The sequence below is a fragment of the Neobacillus niacini genome (genome assembly GCF_046591715.1).
GTDB lineage: Bacteria > Bacillota > Bacilli > Bacillales > Cytobacillaceae > Neobacillus > Neobacillus niacini_L.
The window spans coordinates 427,041-446,455 of sequence record NZ_JAWVNQ010000003.1 but is presented as its reverse complement, the minus strand read 5'-3'; the positions used below and the strand labels follow the sequence as shown (position 1 = coordinate 446,455).

Genomic DNA, 19,415 nt, shown 5'->3' with positions numbered 1-19,415 from the left:
CGGTGTGCACCATCCTGCTTTATTCAAAGTAATACATTAAGGCAATTGCGCCTGGTCCTGTATGGGTACTAATCGTTGGACCTGTATAATCAACTGAAATATCCTGATATCCTGTTAAAGCAATGCATGCATCCTTAACTTTGGAAGCTAATTCATGGGCCTCTGCATGAACAATGCCTGCACCTTTAATACTTTTTCCTTTGACATCCTCGGCAAATTGTTTTGCCAGCCATTTAACGACTTGTGAATGACTGCGGACCTTTGCCACTGGATTGTATTCGGCACCTTCTAAGGAAGCAATCGGCTTGATATTGAGTAAGGACCCAATGAATGCCTTCCCTTTCCCAATCCGGCCGCCTTTCACCATATTCTCCAATGTATCAATCATAATATACAGCCTTGAATTTTGGCGGACTGAATCGAGGCGTTTAAGGATTTCTTCTGTACTTTTCCCCTGCTTGGCCATTTCCGCCGCTTCCCGCACCTGGAACTGGAGGGCGATTGAAATAAACTCAGAGTCCACCACTGTGACCTTGGTATTGGACATTTGCGCAGCACTTTCAGCAGAACGAACGGTACCGCTCATTTTACCTGTCATATGTATAGAAATTACTTCATAGCCTTCTTCACCAAGACGGTCATATACTTCAAGGAAGGTTCCAGCGGAAGGCTGCGAACTTTTCGGTAAATCCTTTAAATCCTTCATCGTTTCCATAAATTCAGCAGGTTGAATTTCTACACGGTCTAGATAGGTTTCTCCATTTATCGTTACGGATAGCGGCACAACCACAACACCTAATTGGTCAGCCTGTTCTTTCGTCATATCCATCGTTGAATCGGTGACAATCTTAATCTTGCTCATTCACTCACATCCTAAGGAATTCTCCATTGTATTATACATGTTCCCTCATCTTAATGATATGATTTCCCTATTTTCATGAAATAAATGTGAACAAAAAGCAGAGGCACTTCGTTCTTCGGCTGCAGCTGGATTGTGAAAATAAAAGAACACCGTTTGGATAACGGTGTTCCGAAAAGTATTATGCGTTATTCTTTAATTCTTCTACTTTAAACAGTGCTTCATAATCAGGCCATTTCATTACCTTTTTCAAATACTCTTTAAATGAATAGCATTTTTTCGGTTTCTTTTCCTGATAGATCGCATTAATAAATTTTTGTAAACGGACTTGGATCATAAATTTATAAGTGCTACCTTCCTCCAATACAGGAATTTCCACGACTTTAACCTTCTGTCCAACAACATTTTTGAACTCTAGGCTTTTGAATAACAAAATATCAATCCTCTTTTTCACCCGTTTGTATATATTATACACCTATGTGGGCTCGAAATGTGTCTAAATGTGTTTAGATTGGAAAATTATTTATGAAGGTATTGGGAGTCTTTATTCTGGGAACATAACACAGTTCATCAATTGTGCATAAAAAAACTAATACTAAAATATGTAGAAATAATTGAGAAAGAATACTTTAAATGGAGAATAATAATTAGGCCATATCTTCCACCTAAGGTTAATCACTGAATATGTAAAAGACCTTGGAATATTTAAATCAAGGTCTTATCATACATCAACTTTTTTTCTTCGAATTAAATAAAATATTGATCCCAGTACAATTAACAGAAGTCCAATAAATACTAAATTAAATGAATTTGTTGCAGTATTTGGTAGATTATTGTTACCTATATTTACAGATGTATCTCCTTCTGCAATAAAATCAAATTTCACTTTGGTTGAAAGACCTTGATACTCATTCCCCGATTGGATTGGAAGTTTAACAGAAAATATTAATGGTTCTTGGGTTTTCTTTTTTAGTATTCTACTTTCAATCACATTAAAGTCATTAAACGGTCCATTGAAAATTTCATTATCTCCCTCTCTAATTGAAAAAATCAGATTATTAAATAGTTGTATAGATCCAGATTCATGTCCTGCTTTAATGTGATACTTAAAATCAAAATCCCCTTTGTTTAATATTGTAAAAGTAGAGTTTTCTTCATCACCCGGTTTCATATTTTTTATGTCAAAAATCATACTTGGATTAGTAGAGATATCAATTTTCCCCTCATTTTTAGATGCTTCTGTAACCATTGAAGGAACTTGGAATAACAGTACTGTTATTAAAAAAATTAGATATATAGTTACACCTGTTTTGAATTGGATCATTGTTAATCCCCCAATTTCTGTCATTATAATTACTGGGATTTAACATCTAATGGAGAGGGGGATCTCCCCCACTCCTCAACATGTTCTAATAAATTACACTAACCTGCCCATTTATTACTACAGATTCACCAGTAGTATAACCAGCAGCACTTCCAGAAATAATGTTGAGTTCAAAAGTATCTCCAGCTTGACCATTATCAATAACCCTTACCTTGGCAAGTGCTTTTCCGATGACAACAGGAAAGGATAGTTTAGTAACATTAACTGGTACCGTAAATTCCATTCCAGTATTGTTTGCAATAAAATTCATATCAGAAATTGGACCATTACCAGAAATCATATAATAACCTTTTCTGCTGGCATCTACAAAGTTTAACTTGGCCATCCATTCTTCTGAAGTCGCTTTATTTACTGTAAGACCAAACTGTCTTGTTTGACCTGCCTCACTTTGTAAATATCCTTCACCAAATATTTCATTTGGATTATCCGAGAAGCTTCCTGCTTTAATAAAAACGTTTGAGTCGTAGGAACTATCCCCCACATCAGCTATTGCTAATTTAATATGATTTACTTGGTTTTTATTAACTGTTGCTTCTATAGGTAGAACAGTGGTCAATCCATCCATTTCTGAATTTACATGGCCATCCATATTGTTGATGAAATATTCCGAATATGAGTAGTGATTTACATTATTAATTGATACTGGTGTTTGAGTTCCAGGGATAACCGCTACATTTTTACCATTTACAAAAAATCCAAAAACATCATTATAGGCTGTCCCGGCATATTCAGTATATTCATCGGAAGAGAAAACATATTGAAATTTGATTGTATCTGTTCTAGGAATAAAATCAAATTCCAAATAAGTAGCGTCCTGAGTTCCAGTTATTAATGTATTTAAATCAATGTCCCCACCTAAACCATTTTGTTCTGTAATAGAATTAGATGAATTTGGCCCAACTGCAAAACCTACATTTCCGGAACTCAATACAATTCCATCATTGAATCCTAGGATCCCATCTCCACCTGTAAAGATACCAGATGAATGGGAAACACCGCTTAATCTTATATTGCTAATTTGAACATTATTACCTACTATCTTTCTCACTAAATCTTCAGGCGTTAATGAACTCATGTTAGTTACTTGGAGTCCAGTTGATGATATACCCATTTTAGCTTTAGGAAACACTTTTGTTTCTCCAACCCTGTCTGGAGTTGATTCTGCTGCAAAAGACTGTGTTGGGATTACCAGTCCAAGAGTAAGTGCACATGCTGCTATTTTCCCTATAGTTCTCTTTTTCATAAATTAGCCTCCCTCTTTTCTTTATTCCTGTACAAATTCAGAAGAGAATGAAAATTTGACCTCTTTACCTTGTAATGGATTATTTAAGCTAGGATCTAAGTTTAAGAACTTAACAGTGTAGGCAAAATACATATCTTCTCCAGGTGTAACTGTGAATCCAAGATTCTGTACATTAACACCACTATTAACTACATCTTCCAGACTCTTTTCTGTGATTACATCTGCAACTCTTCCTTGGATTTGTTTTTCATTTCCTAAGATATCAGTGACTGTAGTGGTAAATACTTCTCCTAACATGTCTGTGGCAACATTTTGTGCTACTTTAATTGCTAAATCAAGTGATCCAAATAAATCAAGATTTCCTTCTTTTGCTGCTTCAATTCCCCAATAAAGATCCCACTTTTCATTGTATAAATCATTAACTTGTTTTAACATTTCAGCATAAGTAGTACTGTCAAATGTACCCTCACCTGATACAGGTTCAAGTACACTAATTGTAACAACCGATTGTTTAGCAAATTCCATTGCATCTGCATATGCTTGTGAGTTTGCTGCCGCTTCAGGCTTTGCTGAAATGTTCTTTAAGACTCCATTTAATGTTCCGCTATTTTCCATGAATAATCCTCTAGTATGAGCGTCTCCTGGTTTCCACAAACCAGTTCCTAATAGCCCATCTGCTGTAGTATTGGTATAGAACATTGGTCCTACAGTTGGAAGGTCATTTCGTAAGCTAGTTATATCAAGTGTTCCAGCAGAGTAGTTGTTATTATTTGATGATTCTACATCGTTAAAATAAGCAAACGTACCTCCTATAATCCCTGCAGTTAAAACTACTGAACCTAATGTAAGTGCTAAAAATTTCTTTTTCATTCAATTCTCTCCTTTATTGAAGGTAGACCGTCCACTACCTGTTATATTTACTAATTATCAATATATAAAAATACTATTTATCCCAATCTTCTTGAAGTGCTTCAAAAGAAAGATTTACGGATACGCCATCACCTTGATATTCGTTTTGAGTGGCATTTGTTTCGTTGTGGAAATGACCGGCAATTTCCAGTACACCGCTAGCGGTTACATTTAAACCAGCTAATTGGATTGTCTGTCCTGTTAGGTCAGCTAGCGTTACTTTTCCGTCTCCATCCTTGTCGGCAACTGTAACGTTTGCACCTTTAAATTTTAATGAATCAATTACAAGTTGAGTGGCAAGGTCAGCATTATTTCCTACCGTACCATCACGGTCATAATCTTTCTGATCTTTTGTTTCACCATCCGTAGTTGTATAAGAACCTGTTAACTTTATTTCACCGATATCTAATGTTCCTCCGTTTGAAAGTGTATAAGAACCGGAGAACGATTGACCAGGGCGTTGGTTCGTTATTGAAAATAAAGCTGCCCCATCAATTTCAGGTTTTAAATCAATTGTACCCGTAGCAAAAGTGTTGCCACTTGAAGTTTCAACATCATTGAAGTAAGCAAAGGTTCCTCCTCCAATTAATGCTGCGCCAACTGCCATAGTCGCAAAACCCATGCCCATTTTCTTTTTAATACTCATTAATTCTTCCTCCTCTTATCACCCTTTTGGGTATGTATTCTTTATATTGAACCCTCATAAATGGAAGGTAACAATCATTTAGTTCCCTACTACTTTGTTATTCTTCTCTTTCTCATAATCAGCCAATGCCTTCCACATAGTAATTAATGAATATAGAAGAATGGCAACACCAGGAAGGATAAGCAACAAAACATTCCCTAGTTTAGAAGTAGCAAACTGCATTAGAAATCCAATGTAAGGAATTGTAAATCCATGGTACTCACCAACAATATTTTGAGGTATAACAGGATCTGAATCAGGCACCTCATTGTTGTCTCCTTTAGTAATGTAAACAGGATTTGTTTTATCACCAATCACCTCATGAATTCTATGAGTTATTAATTTGGAGTGATCGTCTTTAGAAATAAAAGTAACAACATTCCCCTCAGCAAAATCCATTTTATTTTTTACAGGTTTAATAGCAATAACTGATCCTGTTTTTATATCTGGTTCCATGGATCCAGATAATACAGTTTTTAATTGATAGCCGAATACCTGGGGTTCTTTTCCAATAAGTTTTGAGGAAATTACTGAATATAGCATTATGATTAAACTCACAAACAATAAACACGAAACAATACGACTAAGCCATTTTCTAAACTTTATTAAATTCATAATTCACCTGCCGAAAATAAATATTATGAGACTTTAAATCTTGAATTTTATTAGTAATTAGCTAATACCTACACCTATTGAGTTTCAGATACAGCAGCATTATCCTGCTCCATCTCTGCTGATATTTCGGGCTCCTCTACTGGTTCTTCTATTACGGTTTTTGCCTCTGTGTTAACTGTTGACTCTGAAGTATTTGTTGTATTATTGTCTTGGATGGGTTCAATAGTGTTAATTGGATAGGTTTCTGTTTCGGGAGTTTGAGGGTTATCTTCATTATTTTTATTTTCTGCCGATTTCTGATCTGTTTGTTCCTTACATTGGTTTATATGGTTATTAGAATAGCTAGGATCGCTACAAAAATCTTCTATCGTTGAATATGAGTTTGAGATCTTATGGGTATCTACGTAATATGAATAGGTTTGACTTGTTAAAGGCATCATTGAGATTACTAATAAATAAAACAGCCAAATATTGATTATTAATATTAATCTCTCTCTCTTTGATGGAAATTTACTCTTTCGAGATCTATTGGTACGATTTTGATTAAAATTCAACTTTATAATCCCCCCTTTACTACACATTACATAGAAGCTCGTTAGAAAAATTCTTTTTTATGTACAAACCGTTCTTTAAAAAGAACCAACAAGTAAAGTATATGCCAATATAAAGAAATTACAAAATATGAAAATACAGCAAATTTTCTTTATATAGAACGGTTTAATTGTATTTTCTCTAATTTTCTCCATTTTCCTAACTAATTCAATTTTTTCATTAAAAATCAGGCTCCTGTAACTCCATTGATTTCCAAGCACCATTTTCATCTAACCACTCAATAACAACTTTTCCCCGGTTGTTGGTAGGCGTGGTAAAAAAAGAGCTTTTACTACTCCCGAGATTGCTACCGCCCTCAGCATACACAGTTTCATTTACACCACTTTCACCAAAACCAACTTGTCTCCATCTATAAACAACGTCAAACTTATTTCTATTAGTGACTGTCCATATTAGTTTTCCGTTAAGTAATTTGTATGAAACTTCTAATTTCTGGTCATCGACCTTAATAGGTAATAAATCATCATCAATAAATTCAATGACTCTCTCAAAGTTCTCAATAGCACTCTTCTCTATAGCGAATTTAGTTGTGTTATAACCTGCTTTAGCTTTTGTTTCAAATATTCCAAGACTAGTATTTATTGTAAATAACAATATACCTAAAATAGTAAATACTAAAAAAACTGTAATCATACTCTCCTTTACTGAGTTCAGCTTTTTCATACTAATTTACTCCTTTTAATAGCATAAAAAATGTAGACCAAATATATTAAAAAAGGGCGACCCGAAACAAACCTAGATTAAATTAAATTTTGAAAATCACTCTTTTTCTTATCTACCTAGGATAGTACGTTTGCGAGAAGATAATTTGAAGGAAGGGGAAAATACTCAAATTGTTCGTTTTATTCACTTACTTACCGAAGTAGAATACTAACAATGCCAAATTTTTAAAAAATTCGGAAAAGGCAGAGGAAAATTCCTCTGCCTCTCCATTTTTACCAACCACCTAATTGATCAACATCTTGCCATACACCGTTTTCATCTAAGTATTCAATTTTTAGGACAGCTGATCCAACTGCAGGAACTTTTGCATTTTTAAATGTCATTGTAGTAACACCTGGCTTTGCACTACTTTCTGCAGAAAGTGTTTCTCTTACCCCATCTTCATCCCATTTGTCTACAAAGACTCCCTCAAAAGTATATTTAAATACAACATCAAATGCATTTTCATTTGTTACTGTGAATGTGATATTTCCATCAAACATTTCTTTTAAGCCATCCCAACCATCTAGGTTAACATCCCATGCTAATTTTTGCTCGTCAACTTCAATCGGTGTATTAGTTTGGGTTAAAGCAATAACATTTTCAAAGTTAGCAATTGCACTATCTTCAACAGCTTGACCAGCAGTAGCTATAGCTTCTCCAGCGGCTTCTTCAAGGTCAGCAATTAATCCAGCTAAGAGGCTATTGAAGTCATCAACTTCATCTTGTAAATGTTCATCAACTGCATCTTGAGCATCTCCTTGTAGGCGATTAATCTCAGCCTGTAAATCAGACTTCACTTGATTAATTTTTTGAATTAATTTAGAAGTAGCTTCACCTTTAACTAACAATGATTCTTCAGTTACTTCTTTTACATTACGATCTTTTGCAGCTTTAAGTACTGTTTCAATATTAGAAGATAATCTAGTATAAAGTGCTTTGAAATCATCTGTTGTATCACCATTTTCATCTGATACTAAATCAGTAAAATCTTCGCCAACCGAGATCATGTAAGCTTGGAATTCTGATTCCAAAGAATCAATATGCTCTTTTAATTTATCGTTAATTGCAGTAGCTGTTGTTTTACTTTCTTCATCACCAACTCCATTAATTCTACCTTCAGCAGTATCACGATCTGCATTTGCATCCCTTTCTTCATCTGCAAGAGCGGTAGCACGTGAGGCATCAATAGAACCTGAAACAGTATTTAAAGCTGTTTGAATTTGTTTATCTGCCCAAGCTTTGAATTGCTCTCCTGCATTTGTGTTAGCAAATGCAAACGTTGATGAACCGATTACTGTTGCTGCGATTACTCCTGTTGCGATTTTTGCTTTTGTTGATTTGAATTTCTTCATGTTTCTCTCTCCCTTAATTATATTTTTTTATTTATATGTACCTGTTCTTAATTAAGAACAGAACTATATACGAAGTCATAAATTACTTTTCCAGGATGGTTAATAATTCTGTTAGAAAATCAATCTTCTTTTCAATAAAGTCTTTAACGATTGGATTTTCTTCTGAATTTGCAGTTTCTTTTAGTTCTTCAATTGTTTCTTTAGTTAATTCAATTTCCAGAGTGTACTTATTTCCTGCTTCTTTTTGTTGCATGATTACATCACTTTGTTTATCAACTATTTCTTGATCAATACCTTGAAGGATATTATCATGATAGTCTGTTTCAACAAATTTTAATAAGTCTGAGGTTTGATCATTGATTCGATTTACCATACCAGTATGTTGTTCTTTACTCTGTTCTTCAATTGCAGAGACTGTTCTATTAAGCTCATCTATATGTTCATTAAGTTTGCTTTGAATTGAGGTAATTACTTGATCTTTTTCGTTTGCAGCTTGTGTTGATAATTGTTTAGAATAATTTTCAATATTATTTTCCTCATTTATAGTATTAATTTGCTCTGTAACTAAGGTTAAGAGGGTTTCTTTAATATTATTTTTTGCCTGATTAACTGAATTTTCAACAACTATTCTCAATTGGTGTTCCGGACTTGTTTGAGCATAAGCAATTCCGGAAGTAAATAAGGCTATAATTAAAATGATTAGAAGATATTTTTTTCGCATTTTACCCATCCCTCGGTTCCTATTTTTTAGTCAAGGCTGATAGGTTTTGGTATCGATTGGAAAGGCTTTAACGAAAATACGACATAGCCTTCAAGGTTATCCATATGAATGGGACCTACACTAGAATCTCGGCTATCAATACTCTCACCCGCTGTTCTGTTATCTCCTACTACAAAAATATGTTCATCGGGTATAGTAACTGCTACCATATCAACGGATACACCTTCAGTTGTGATTTCAGGTATAGGAGTTTGGTTCACATAAATGACTCCTTCCTTAATTTCAACTGTATCTCCAGGCAATCCCATAACTCTTTTAATAATCTTATATCCATGCTGTGGTTCATTAATCGTTACAACATCACCAATATTTGGTTCATTAAAATATTTACTAACCTTTTCTTCAAGAACCCAATTACCATCTTGAAGCGTTGGCAACATAGAAAAACCACTCACATTTGTTAAACCGATACATCTTGGAATAACAATTACTAAAAATAGTAGAAACAGACCAAATCTGACCCATTCCATTAAAGAACTTTTCTTCTCCTTCATCAGTTGTTCCTTGACTTCATTTTTATTTAAACTACTTTTTATACTATTCTCCAACTTATTCATCCCCATTTGTAAATTAAGGCTTCTTTATTTCTTCTTGCCCTGTTTTGATTTCGGTAGTATTTATGTTTTGATTTGTAGTTTCATCTTTTACATGCTGGTCTTTTTTTTCAGGACCTGTTTCGATATTTTTACTTTCTTGGTTCGTAGCTTTATTTTCGGCTTGTTGGTCTAATAATTTCTTACTTTGATTTAGATCAACCTGATTTTCATCTTCGATAACCTTTGAAGCTTCCCCCATTTTTTCTTTAACTTTTTTATTTATCTCCATTTCCTGTTTTGTAGCATATTCTTGTAATTCCTTTATTGAATTTTCAGTTTGCTCTCTAACATTTTTTAAGAGCTGTGCTTTTTGATTCTCTGTTTCGGTTAATACTGAATTTGTTAAATTTTCTTCAACCGATACTAATTTTTCTAGATACCACTTTTGAAGATATTGTGAAAGACCAGTATCAGCAAATGCAATTGTACTTGATGTGAATACCGCAACTGTCAAACCTGATACAATGAGTGTTCGCTTTAATATATATGTCGGTACAATTTGTCCTTTCTGGAAATAGAAGAAATATCTCTCTTTCTTTCTTTTTTTGTATTTTTCAACTCTAGATAAAGGCATTTTCATCACCTTCCTTATCAAAGGCCTTTCTACACTCCTGTTCTTTATCAAGAACTTATGAATTGAGTATAAAACAAAAGTAACAGGTTGAAAAACCTTAAAATAGGCCATTTTACCTTAATAAAGAACGTTTTTGTTCTGTTTTCTCGTTTTACCTCCTATTTTCTTACTTTTTTGTATTTTATAAAGAATACTTTGTTCTATATAATGTATACCGTAATGTAAATCCTTTTTTCAATTTTGGGGGATGAAGGTGATATGATCGGGAAGAAGATTAAACGTTTACGGCAGCAAAAAGGTTATTCCATTACAGAATTAGGAAGGTTGGCTGCAGTTTCTAAATCATACTTAAGCCAGCTAGAGCGAGGTTTACAGACAAATCCTTCCCTTCAATTTCTAGTTAAAGTGTCTGGTCCATTAGATACAAGTATCGATTATCTATTGCAAGATTCTAATGGACAAATACACGAGGATAACGAACTAGATGAGGAATGGAAAGTATTAATTCGACAAGCAATTGAGGATGGATTGAAGAAGGAAGATTTTCGTGAGTACCGTAATTACATGAAATTTCAGGAATGGATGAGAGAACAGAAAAAATCATAAAAAATAGCCTCATTCGTATAGGAATGAGGGCATTTTTTTATCTAGTATATTCCAATCTCATTATTTTTACTGAAAGATAAATGGACGAAATCTCCTCCTTGCACCATTCCTCTAACAGTGGCTTTTACGGCTGTAATTAACTCTCTTATGCTCCTTCTATCCATAAGTACAATTCTTGTAGCACTTCCTTTATTCGAGCGGAAATAAGCAGTAAATCAATTTCCGATGTAAAACAATATTTTTTGTTGAATACCTTGTAAATTTGTTAATTAACACAAAAAAGCCTTCAGAGAAATGAATCTCTAAAGACCTATTGTATAAATCATTATGCTTCTGCAAATTCTTCTTCTTGTTCCTGAAGCTTTTTCATTCGTTTCTTGTATACGACCTTCGATAAATTGATTGAGATTTCGTACAAAAGTAACAATGGTAGTGTTACAACAAAATCCGACATAAAATCTGGAGGTGTAATGACAATTGCGATTAAGATTAAAACGAAATATGCATATTTACGAATTTTAGCCAGTACGAACGGATTAATAATTCCAAGTGAAGTTAAGAACATAACAACCGCTGGCAGCTCAAACAACACCCCAAATGGAATCGTCATATTCATAATAAACCGGAAATACCGATCAGCTGTGAAATTGGTTACAAACATATCCGCTCCCATTTTGACCAAGAACTCCAGCACCATTGGGAAAATGATAAAGTAACCAAACGCAATTCCAACAATAAATAAAATAAACAATGCCGGAATATAAGATAAGGTAATTTTTCTTTCAATCGGTTTTAGTGCAGGCTTCACAAACAGCCATATCTGGGCAGCCAGTACTGGTATTGTACCCGCAATTGCAATAACCGTCGCAATCATGAAATAAACCCAGATAATATCACTTGGCCCGAGTACAATCAATTTGACCTCGAGGTCTCGAACAATCCAATCGTAGATATCGGTCACATAAATGAATCCAACAATGAAAAAAACAACAAATGCAAAAGCAGTAATAATGATTCGTTTACGTAATTCATCTAAATGATCAACTAATTGTAATTCTTTATCTTCCATGTAATTCCCCTGCCAATTTCAAAGGTTGAAAAAGTAATCCTTCTTAAAACTAGATTAACACCGTTTTTATAGTTTAAAAGGGTATTGAAGAAAAAAAGGTGCAAGAAAGATTCTTACACCTTATTTAGTCAATTTTTGTTTTTCCTCATCGATATCTTTCATTACATCGTCTGTTAATTCACGTGTGGACTTTTTGAATTCCTTCAACGTTTGTCCAAAGGCACGGCCAATCTCAGGTAATTTCTTAGGTCCAAAGATGATGAGGGCTAGAGTTAAGATAAGAATTAATCCTGGTATTCCAATATTTGAGAACATGCATTTACATCCCCTTTAGTTAATGATCTTTCTACTACGATTATAGTATTGATATACGATTTTGAGTTAAATATACGTAATAATTCATATTAATTTCACATTATTTATGAAAAATTACCTAGATGTGATATTTAGCATTTATATATGAACACTTTCCTCTTAACAATTTACCAAGAAGTACACTTGAAGTCAATGTAAAATGGTATACTGAATTGTATAAATATTTTGACAATTAGGTGTTTATTCGTTTATAATTTCATCAAAAGGAACATATACTATTGGAAACTTAAAAGAATGGATGTGATGAAGATGGAATTTTCACTCAGTAGTTTTGATGGAGCTCTTCCAGTAGAAGTCACCATCGATGAAGAGAACGGAAGGTACATGATTCGCAAAAGCGACCGGAGCGGGGAATACTTCAATAGCCCTAATGAATTAATTCAATGGGTGAAAGCTCATTTCCATGAGGAAGACTTCTGCCATCCAGATGAATTCAGAGGAATGCTTGATAAACTAACTGATTATGAATTAAATGGCGTATATTTCTAACATGAAAAGAAGCATCGATGACGATGCTTCTTTCTTCTCGTTTAATGGCTGCCCTTTTTAACACGATCATAAATCCTAAATTCATATTTGTAAGGATTTTTCTCGTCTTTTATTCCCTTTTCAGAAGAGATTAGGTTCCACTCACGTTCGTTAAACTCTGGGAAATAAGTATCTCCCTCAAACTCTTCTGCAATATGTGTGATATAAAGACGGTCGGCAAATTCAAATGTTTCTTTGAATATTTCTGCCCCGCCAATCACAAAAATTTCACCCTGTTGATTTTTGCAATAATCAACAAATTCTTCGATAGAATAGAAAATGGTAACATCATTTCCTTTATAATCCAACTGACGGGTGATCACGATGTTTTCCCTTCCTGGCAGAACACGTCCAATGGATTCATGCGTTTTCCTGCCCATTGCAATAGGGTGCCCCATTGTCGTCTTTTTGAAGAACTTTAAATCCTCCGGCAGGTGCCACGGCAATTGATTGTCTTTGCCAATCACTCTCTTTTCATCCATAGCTACGATAAAAGAAATCATACAGAGACTGCTCCTTTAATATGTGGATGTGGGTCATATCCTTCTAAAGTGAAATCTTCAAAATCAAAAGAAAAAATATCTTTTACATTTGGATTAATCTTCATTTTTGGTAATGAGCGGGTATCGCGCTCCATTTGCATTTTCACCTGTTCAATATGATTTTGATAGATATGTACATCACCAAATGTGTGGATAAATTCACCCGGTTCTAGGTCACAAACCTGGGCAATCATCATTGTTAATAATGCATATGAAGCAATATTAAAAGGAACTCCTAGAAACACATCCGCCGATCGTTGATACAACTGGCAGGATAATTTTCCATCTGAAACGTAGAATTGAAACAAGCAATGACATGGTGCTAATGCCATTTTATCAATCTCAGCTACATTCCAAGCATTCACAATGAGTCTGCGAGAATTAGGATTATTCTTAATCTGATGAATTAACTCACTAATTTGGTCCACTGTAGTTCCATCAGCACCGGTCCATGAACGCCATTGATGACCATAAACAGGACCCAGCTCCCCGTTTTCATCCGCCCATTCGTTCCAGATTCGCACACCATTTTCCTGTAGATAACGAACATTGGTATCACCGTTTAAAAACCAAAGCAATTCATAAATGATTGATTTTAAATGCAGCTTTTTGGTAGTTAATAACGGAAAGCCTTCCGCTAAATCAAATCTCATTTGATAACCAAAAGTACTAATCGTCCCTGTACCTGTACGATCTCCCTTTTCCTGGCCATTTTTCAACACATGCTCACAAAGCTCTAAATATTGCTTCAAAACCTACACTCCCCTTGTAAAACATTCATGTTTTCCATTTTACCATAAAGAGATGTCTAGTGTAGGCTTTGAAAGAAGTCATACGTCTGAGGAGCAAGTTTTTTTAGTTGTTTTTTTGTATTTTTATCTAAATGGTACATCGCAAATGTTTCAGCAAAGTATTCCTCGACATGAAGGATGAAATAAGAGTTTCCAGGAAACAATATTCCTCTCTCCTCTTCCCAAATCAGTTGAAATTCTTTATTTTTACTAACATTCTCGAAAACTAGCTTATCCACTGAATGAGCCATTTCGTGTAATTCTAAGTTAACCGACCCATGCCCTTTACCTTTTTCACTGTGTCCTATTTTGACTAGAACCACCTGTGAACCGCCAATTCCCGGCACTGAGTCCCACGTTGTTTGGGAATGATAGCCCCTTGGTATCTGCCCTGCTAAATAGCGGGCAGTTTGGTTGTCTGTTAACTTACCGGTAAAAAGCTTAAGAGTAATATCGTTTTGATTAATTTTTTCAAGCAAAGTTTCTGGTAAATTCGCCATTCTATCTATAATTCCAGCTGCTGCTTTTTCATCAAAAAGACTGTTGGGTAATAGTATTATTTTGTTTAATTGTTTAAGGGAGGAATCGTTATTAATATATTGGTAGAGTTCAGAGTTTCTTGGATATTCCCCAAGTGAAATACTGTCAAATGAGGCCTTTGAGGTGGTAATCATCGACATAAATAACCCGGCAATGACGGAGGAGACTACCCATTTACGCATATTATCATCCTCCTAGTAGTTTGATCACATACTAGAATTATAACATGGCAGATAGGCAGGCAGATTTGGTAATTTTTTTACTCTTCAATGGTTTTTTACAAACGAAAAAGCTGCCCAAGCAGGCAGCTTTTTTTTTGGAACTTCTATACTTCAAGGCCGTAATTACGGCAAAGTGCTGCTAATCCGCCGGAAAATCCACTACCGATGGCATTGAATTTCCATTCGCCGTTGTGACGATACAACTCACAAATTACGACGGCAGTTTCTACGGAAAAGTCCTCACCTAAGTCAAAACGAAGGATTTCCCGATTGGTTTCTTCGTCAAATAATCGGGCAAAGGCATTAGAAACCTGCCCAAAGTTTTGGTTCCGAGCGTCAGCATCATGAATCGTTACTGAAATGGCAATCCGATGTACATGCGAAGGAACCTTGCTAAAATCAATTCGAATTTGTTCGTCATCCCCGTCACCTTCACCGGTCCGATTATCGCCCGTATGCTCAACTCCACCAGAAGTATGAACTAAATTATTATAGAAAATAAAATCTAAGTCCTGTGTTACACGGCCATTGGCGTCGGTTAGAAATGCTGATGCGTCAAGGTCAAAGTCATGTCCGCCGCTATAGCGGTTTGTATCCCAGCCAAGACCAATAACGGCCTTAGTTAATCCAGGATTTGTTTTCGTTAAATCAATTCTTTGTCCTTTAGATAAATTGATGCCACCCAACTAGATCACCTCTTTAGAACGAAATATTTGAAGAAACAAGCAGGGCTTGTTCCTTAATGATTAACTGTAAGAACGAACTACTTCACTTAGGCTTGCTGCAGTGGTACCACTGCCTACTGCCGCAAATTTCCATTCAGTGTTGTGACGATAAATTTCGCCAACCACTAGTGAAGTTTGACCGCTGTAATCATCTGATAAGTTATAACGGATTAATTCGTTATTATTTGATGGGTTTACCACGCGGATAAACGCATTGCGGATCATGCCGAAGTGTTGCTTTCTTTTTACACAGTCGTAGATATTAACGACAAATACAAGCTTTTGTATGCTTTGTGGAACGCGGCTTAAGTCTACCATTACTTGCTCGTCGTCACCGTCTCCATCACCAGTTAAGTTGTCGCCAGAGTGCTGCACGCTGCCGTCTTTGCTCTTTAGGTTACCGAAGTAAATCACGTCATTGTTATTTTGGATTCGATCGTTGGCACCGAGCATGATCACGGATGCATCACAGTCTATATTGGCACCGCCGCCAGCGCCGCCTCCGCCAAATAATCCGCCAAAGAGACCGCCGCCTCCGCTTTTACCGCTTTGAACTGGGTCCCAGCCTAAACCTACCATGATTTTAGATAATCCTGGATTTCCTTTTGTTAAATCTACTCTTTGACCTTTTTGCAAACTAATAGCCATAACATTCACCTCATCATAAAATTTGTTTTATCAGCTGTGTTCAACTAGTCTGTTTATTGTAACGAAGGGCACTTCGCTTTCCGCGGGCGGTCCGGGGAGCCTCCTCGGCGCATTCGCGCCTGTGGGGTCTCCCCAGCCCCGTCCTCCCGCAGGACATTGAATTGAATTTCATCTTCGATTCTGCCCACGCACGAAGAAAATGTGTCAGCATTTTCGAGGAGTCTTCGTGCCCTCCGTTCCAAACAACAAATTAGCTTTAACATAGCACTTATTTAACAATTAGTATTGTTGTTTCAATTTTTTAAAGTTATCTTGGAGCTGTTCTAAGCGCTTTGTTCCTTCAACACGTAATCGCTTGTTTTCTTCTTCGATGGCTCTGGTTTCCTGCATTCCTTTGATGATAATGTTCCAGGATTCCTCGATTGTCTCGATTTTGATGCTTGGACCGCCGGCGAGTCTTGCAATATCTGTGCTTTGCTTTGAAATGTTTGAAGCATTTTTCAAGAGCATTTCGTTCGTGCGGCGGTCAAGCTCACTCATCGAATCAGCGACAAGCTTCTGCCTTTTTGCAGCAACCGCTTGAATGAGACCATTTTTAAATATTGGAATCGTGGTGACGAAGGCGGAATTTATTTTTCCAATCAGCTTCGTATTTCCTCGCTGCAAGAGGCGAATTTGCGGAGCTGTCTGCAGAGCCACCATCTTTGCCATCTCAAGGTCGTAAACTCGCTGTTCGAGCGCTTCAATCGAATTTTTTAGTGTATCTAATTGCATTGATGCAATCTGGTCACCAGAAGCAACACGTGCTTCCAGCTGTGGCAATTGATTATTTTTTAGTTCTTCTACCTTCATTTCGCCGGCAACCACATATTTTTCAAGGGTCATATAGTATTGATAGTTTTGCTCATACATTTGCTCGAGCATTTTTGTGGAATCCACCATTTCATTCTGGTATTTAGAAATTTCCACATACACCTTATCAATTTCAGAGCCCATGGTCTGGTATTTGCCGAAGACCTTTTCAATCATTTTTTCGCCTTTTTTGAAGAGCTTCCCGAAAAATCCGGTTGAGGTCTTTTGAAAGTCCTTTGGATCGAACTTATCCATAATTTTAGTCAGCTGTTTCAAAAGCTCACCAGAATCTTCAACCTTCGTGGTGCGCATATTTCCTAAAATTTGATCTGAAAAACGAGATATCTGAACAGCAGGTTCTTTACCAAATTCTAAAATCTTAATTTGGTCTCTTTCATCAATTGACCTTGCCAGATTCTGAACCTCTGTTTCCTTCCGAAGGGCAAGCTTAATGTCTGAAATCTTCGCTTCACTCAGTGTATCATCTGTAGTTGCCGTCATTAAGTCAGCAGATTGCTTTTGTAGATTCATTCTTAATCTCCCCTAAAATTTTTTAAGATTCCTTGAAAGAATTTTTTCTTCAACTTAAAAGGTTCTTTATATTCTAGATCGAAAACAACATCCTCAAGCCAGTGAGTATCAAATAGACTTTCCTGAAGGAAATTTTCAATGTCGTTATGGCCTGGTGGATTATATACAATAATATCAAGTCCAAATTGATTTAAGAGTAGAATAAGCGCTGCGTCAGACCGTGAGAGTATACCGCGGCACTCATTGTTATAAATAATCAGCTTGGGTACGTGCTGAGAATAATCAAATTTCTCCATTAACTGGATAATCTCTTTGGGTGTAAACATTGCCTGACTAAATAAATAGATGCTTACCTCTTCCATGCTTTCCCCTGGTAACGACTTTAAACCCGGTTTTTCACAAATTCGCCGTATCGCATTGGCAATCCCTTTTTGTAAACCCGTTGGCAAAAAGGAATATGGCCAATAGTGAGCCTGCATCATAATATCCGGATTCAACAATCCATCCCTGCCAAGTGCATTCCGGTAATGAAAGCGAAAATCATTAGAGCTTGACCATGTGAACGGCAGCTGTCGAATCAACAAGCTATGTTCGAATTCTGTAAGGTTTTGAATTCGATCCCAATACTCTTTACGATTCCTACTCACACCCTGTATTTTCGCAAACAGGGAAGGAATCTTCACCTGTCCAGCCTCCACCTCAAAACCAGGACGAACCATGGCCATTTCTCTTCCAAGAATAAACAATTCGTCATAAGTAGTTTTTAAGGTAATAGAAGAAGGAGTGTAATCGCGTAACTGCCAGGGTTTATAAAGCCCAGAGCCCTCTTGATTAAGTATTGTCTCAATTTCCCTTGAAGCCCGGTAAGCAACCGTAGTTTGGCGGTTTCTTCTCTCTTTCGGAAAAGGTTCAGCCTGCTTTTTATTAGGAAAATGGTGTGTAAAGATTTCCTCATCAAGATATCCAGCTAACACATCACTGCCTTCAGGATGAAAAATAACCACATCACAGCCGAGCTTTATTAAATAATAGATAAAATAAGGCTGGCTTCTTTTCATATCGCCATACCAAAGGAATTTTGGCATTCCTTTTTGTAAATCGATATTCTCTAATAAGGGATTTACATGGTTCATCGACCACTTAATCACGTCGACTAGAACTCTTCTAAGTTCCTGATTTTTTAATCCGTCCTTTTCACGATAGGTAAAAAGTTCGAGTGTACTAATCATTGCTTCCCTTACTTTTCGATGGAGTGCTGGATTTTTCGACTTATAGAGCAGCTGCTCACCATCGAGAAAAGCGGTGAACCGATTAATCGAAAGCTTTTGATCTTGAGCGATATTGAACACCTTTTGAATCGATTGGAAATGTTGATTGTCTATACTTTTATTTAGTGACTCTTCACTTAATAAGTGTAAGTTAAAGTCAGGGGTTGAAACATATTCAAATAGCTGATTGTAATACTCATCATGGTCAATCGGTATCCCAAGGAATTTCCCCAAGACTTGCCCAATCTGAATACTTCCCTTATCTATCGAAAATTCCGGCCGTTCTGACAGGGGCGTTTTCAGCATATCAAGCCAGTTTTCATAAGAAAGGGATACAGGTCTGACATTCATTTGGTTGTATGGTAAATTCATTCATAATCCCTTCCCTCAAACAAGCGAAAGAT

Annotated in this window: 24 protein-coding genes; 2 read left to right on the top strand and 22 right to left on the bottom strand. The window is 36.0% G+C overall.

The window, feature by feature from the left end; all coding sequences use genetic code 11:
• Nucleotides 1-19: 19 nt before the first annotated feature.
• The 13 genes from SFC47_RS12180 to SFC47_RS12120 form a co-directional block, all read right to left on the bottom strand.
• The gene (locus SFC47_RS12180) at nt 20-862 is read right to left on the bottom strand and encodes a DegV family protein (RefSeq protein ID WP_411254531.1); all 843 of its coding nucleotides are present in this window, start codon (nt 860-862) and stop codon (nt 20-22) included.
• A gap of 178 nt (nt 863-1,040) precedes the next feature.
• A complete protein-coding gene (locus SFC47_RS12175) occupies nt 1,041-1,292 on the bottom strand; it encodes a DUF2535 family protein (RefSeq protein ID WP_411254530.1) in 252 nt (83 codons plus the stop codon).
• 288 nt (nt 1,293-1,580) lie between these two features.
• Nucleotides 1,581-2,183 (bottom strand): TasA family protein, encoded by a 603-nt coding sequence (locus SFC47_RS12170; RefSeq protein ID WP_411254529.1) that lies wholly within the window; start codon nt 2,181-2,183, stop codon nt 1,581-1,583.
• 85 nt (nt 2,184-2,268) lie between these two features.
• Nucleotides 2,269-3,486: a choice-of-anchor L domain-containing protein gene (locus tag SFC47_RS12165; RefSeq protein ID WP_411254528.1), complete on the bottom strand. Its 1,218-nt coding sequence runs from the start codon at nt 3,484-3,486 to the stop codon at nt 2,269-2,271.
• A gap of 21 nt (nt 3,487-3,507) precedes the next feature.
• Nucleotides 3,508-4,356: a TasA family protein gene (locus SFC47_RS12160; protein WP_411254527.1), complete on the bottom strand. Its 849-nt coding sequence runs from the start codon at nt 4,354-4,356 to the stop codon at nt 3,508-3,510.
• Nucleotides 4,357-4,429: 73 nt separating this feature from the next.
• On the bottom strand, nt 4,430-5,041 hold the full coding sequence (locus SFC47_RS12155) for a TasA family protein (RefSeq protein WP_411254526.1): 612 nt from the start codon (nt 5,039-5,041) through the stop codon (nt 4,430-4,432).
• A gap of 78 nt (nt 5,042-5,119) precedes the next feature.
• Nucleotides 5,120-5,695 carry a signal peptidase I SipW gene (gene sipW / locus SFC47_RS12150; RefSeq protein ID WP_411254525.1) on the bottom strand — a complete coding sequence of 192 codons (576 nt, stop codon included), beginning with the start codon at nt 5,693-5,695 and terminating at the stop codon, nt 5,120-5,122.
• A gap of 74 nt (nt 5,696-5,769) precedes the next feature.
• Entirely contained in the window at nt 5,770-6,249 is a 480-nt protein-coding gene (locus SFC47_RS12145; RefSeq protein WP_411254524.1) for a hypothetical protein, read from the bottom strand.
• A 217-nt stretch (nt 6,250-6,466) separates the two neighbouring features.
• Nucleotides 6,467-6,970: a hypothetical protein gene (locus SFC47_RS12140; RefSeq protein WP_411254523.1), complete on the bottom strand. Its 504-nt coding sequence runs from the start codon at nt 6,968-6,970 to the stop codon at nt 6,467-6,469.
• Nucleotides 6,971-7,242: 272 nt separating this feature from the next.
• Nucleotides 7,243-8,364: a hypothetical protein gene (locus SFC47_RS12135; RefSeq protein ID WP_411254522.1), complete on the bottom strand. Its 1,122-nt coding sequence runs from the start codon at nt 8,362-8,364 to the stop codon at nt 7,243-7,245.
• 82 nt (nt 8,365-8,446) lie between these two features.
• Nucleotides 8,447-9,085 (bottom strand): hypothetical protein, encoded by a 639-nt coding sequence (locus tag SFC47_RS12130; RefSeq protein WP_411254521.1) that lies wholly within the window; start codon nt 9,083-9,085, stop codon nt 8,447-8,449.
• 26 nt (nt 9,086-9,111) lie between these two features.
• A complete protein-coding gene (gene lepB / locus SFC47_RS12125; RefSeq protein WP_411254520.1) occupies nt 9,112-9,702 on the bottom strand; it encodes a signal peptidase I in 591 nt (196 codons plus the stop codon).
• 13 nt (nt 9,703-9,715) lie between these two features.
• Entirely contained in the window at nt 9,716-10,321 is a 606-nt protein-coding gene (locus SFC47_RS12120) for a hypothetical protein (RefSeq protein WP_411254519.1), read from the bottom strand.
• 252 nt (nt 10,322-10,573) lie between these two features.
• Here SFC47_RS12120 and SFC47_RS12115 point away from each other — a divergent pair, with 252 nt between their 5' ends.
• Entirely contained in the window at nt 10,574-10,921 is a 348-nt protein-coding gene (locus SFC47_RS12115) for a helix-turn-helix domain-containing protein (protein WP_411254518.1), read from the top strand.
• A 325-nt stretch (nt 10,922-11,246) separates the two neighbouring features.
• Here the strand turns inward: SFC47_RS12115 and tatC are convergent, their stop codons facing one another.
• Nucleotides 11,247-11,990: a twin-arginine translocase subunit TatC gene (tatC, locus tag SFC47_RS12110; RefSeq protein WP_411254517.1), complete on the bottom strand. Its 744-nt coding sequence runs from the start codon at nt 11,988-11,990 to the stop codon at nt 11,247-11,249.
• A 120-nt stretch (nt 11,991-12,110) separates the two neighbouring features.
• Nucleotides 12,111-12,305 carry a twin-arginine translocase TatA/TatE family subunit gene (locus SFC47_RS12105; protein WP_045524138.1) on the bottom strand — a complete coding sequence of 65 codons (195 nt, stop codon included), beginning with the start codon at nt 12,303-12,305 and terminating at the stop codon, nt 12,111-12,113.
• Between the two features lie 294 nt (nt 12,306-12,599).
• Between SFC47_RS12105 and SFC47_RS12100 the strand changes: the two genes are divergently transcribed.
• Complete coding sequence (locus SFC47_RS12100) at nt 12,600-12,854, top strand: hypothetical protein (protein ID WP_411254516.1); 255 nt, start codon at nt 12,600-12,602, stop codon at nt 12,852-12,854.
• Between the two features lie 41 nt (nt 12,855-12,895).
• Here SFC47_RS12100 and SFC47_RS12095 read toward each other — a convergent pair whose 3' ends face one another.
• The 7 genes from SFC47_RS12095 to SFC47_RS12065 form a co-directional block, all read right to left on the bottom strand.
• Entirely contained in the window at nt 12,896-13,396 is a 501-nt protein-coding gene (locus SFC47_RS12095) for a dihydrofolate reductase (RefSeq protein ID WP_411254515.1), read from the bottom strand.
• A complete protein-coding gene (locus tag SFC47_RS12090; protein WP_411254514.1) occupies nt 13,393-14,187 on the bottom strand; it encodes a thymidylate synthase in 795 nt (264 codons plus the stop codon). Before SFC47_RS12090 ends, SFC47_RS12095 begins: the two co-directional genes overlap by 4 nt.
• A gap of 56 nt (nt 14,188-14,243) precedes the next feature.
• Nucleotides 14,244-14,948 (bottom strand): anthrax toxin lethal factor-related metalloendopeptidase, encoded by a 705-nt coding sequence (locus tag SFC47_RS12085; RefSeq protein WP_411254513.1) that lies wholly within the window; start codon nt 14,946-14,948, stop codon nt 14,244-14,246.
• Nucleotides 14,949-15,091: 143 nt separating this feature from the next.
• Nucleotides 15,092-15,664 (bottom strand): TerD family protein, encoded by a 573-nt coding sequence (locus tag SFC47_RS12080; RefSeq protein ID WP_411254581.1) that lies wholly within the window; start codon nt 15,662-15,664, stop codon nt 15,092-15,094.
• A 69-nt stretch (nt 15,665-15,733) separates the two neighbouring features.
• Nucleotides 15,734-16,360 (bottom strand): TerD family protein, encoded by a 627-nt coding sequence (locus SFC47_RS12075; protein WP_411254512.1) that lies wholly within the window; start codon nt 16,358-16,360, stop codon nt 15,734-15,736.
• A gap of 279 nt (nt 16,361-16,639) precedes the next feature.
• On the bottom strand, nt 16,640-17,713 hold the full coding sequence (locus tag SFC47_RS12070; protein ID WP_411254580.1) for a toxic anion resistance protein: 1,074 nt from the start codon (nt 17,711-17,713) through the stop codon (nt 16,640-16,642).
• A gap of 32 nt (nt 17,714-17,745) precedes the next feature.
• Nucleotides 17,746-19,383 carry a YceG family protein gene (locus SFC47_RS12065; protein WP_411254511.1) on the bottom strand — a complete coding sequence of 546 codons (1,638 nt, stop codon included), beginning with the start codon at nt 19,381-19,383 and terminating at the stop codon, nt 17,746-17,748.
• Nucleotides 19,384-19,415: the final 32 nt, after the last annotated feature.

Excerpts from the sequence above, each read along its gene's own strand:
- SFC47_RS12180 (WP_411254531.1), bottom strand. The coding sequence starts at position 862 with ATGAGCAAGATTAAGATTGTCACCGATTCAACGATGGATATGACGAAA.
- SFC47_RS12170 (WP_411254529.1), bottom strand. The coding sequence starts at position 2,183 with ATGATCCAATTCAAAACAGGTGTAACTATATATCTAATTTTTTTAATA.
- SFC47_RS12165 (WP_411254528.1), bottom strand. The coding sequence starts at position 3,486 with ATGAAAAAGAGAACTATAGGGAAAATAGCAGCATGTGCACTTACTCTT.
- SFC47_RS12160 (WP_411254527.1), bottom strand. The coding sequence starts at position 4,356 with ATGAAAAAGAAATTTTTAGCACTTACATTAGGTTCAGTAGTTTTAACT.
- SFC47_RS12155 (WP_411254526.1), bottom strand. The coding sequence starts at position 5,041 with ATGAGTATTAAAAAGAAAATGGGCATGGGTTTTGCGACTATGGCAGTT.
- sipW (WP_411254525.1), bottom strand. The coding sequence starts at position 5,695 with ATGAATTTAATAAAGTTTAGAAAATGGCTTAGTCGTATTGTTTCGTGT.
- SFC47_RS12140 (WP_411254523.1), bottom strand. The coding sequence starts at position 6,970 with ATGAAAAAGCTGAACTCAGTAAAGGAGAGTATGATTACAGTTTTTTTA.
- SFC47_RS12135 (WP_411254522.1), bottom strand. The coding sequence starts at position 8,364 with ATGAAGAAATTCAAATCAACAAAAGCAAAAATCGCAACAGGAGTAATC.
- SFC47_RS12130 (WP_411254521.1), bottom strand. The coding sequence starts at position 9,085 with ATGCGAAAAAAATATCTTCTAATCATTTTAATTATAGCCTTATTTACT.
- lepB (WP_411254520.1), bottom strand. The coding sequence starts at position 9,702 with ATGAATAAGTTGGAGAATAGTATAAAAAGTAGTTTAAATAAAAATGAA.
- SFC47_RS12120 (WP_411254519.1), bottom strand. The coding sequence starts at position 10,321 with ATGAAAATGCCTTTATCTAGAGTTGAAAAATACAAAAAAAGAAAGAAA.
- SFC47_RS12115 (WP_411254518.1), top strand. The coding sequence starts at position 10,574 with ATGATCGGGAAGAAGATTAAACGTTTACGGCAGCAAAAAGGTTATTCC.
- tatC (WP_411254517.1), bottom strand. The coding sequence starts at position 11,990 with ATGGAAGATAAAGAATTACAATTAGTTGATCATTTAGATGAATTACGT.
- SFC47_RS12105 (WP_045524138.1), bottom strand. The coding sequence starts at position 12,305 with ATGTTCTCAAATATTGGAATACCAGGATTAATTCTTATCTTAACTCTA.
- SFC47_RS12100 (WP_411254516.1), top strand. The coding sequence starts at position 12,600 with ATGGATGTGATGAAGATGGAATTTTCACTCAGTAGTTTTGATGGAGCT.
- SFC47_RS12095 (WP_411254515.1), bottom strand. The coding sequence starts at position 13,396 with ATGATTTCTTTTATCGTAGCTATGGATGAAAAGAGAGTGATTGGCAAA.
- SFC47_RS12085 (WP_411254513.1), bottom strand. The coding sequence starts at position 14,948 with ATGCGTAAATGGGTAGTCTCCTCCGTCATTGCCGGGTTATTTATGTCG.
- SFC47_RS12075 (WP_411254512.1), bottom strand. The coding sequence starts at position 16,360 with ATGGCTATTAGTTTGCAAAAAGGTCAAAGAGTAGATTTAACAAAAGGA.
- SFC47_RS12070 (WP_411254580.1), bottom strand. The coding sequence starts at position 17,713 with ATGACGGCAACTACAGATGATACACTGAGTGAAGCGAAGATTTCAGAC.
- SFC47_RS12065 (WP_411254511.1), bottom strand. The coding sequence starts at position 19,383 with ATGAATTTACCATACAACCAAATGAATGTCAGACCTGTATCCCTTTCT.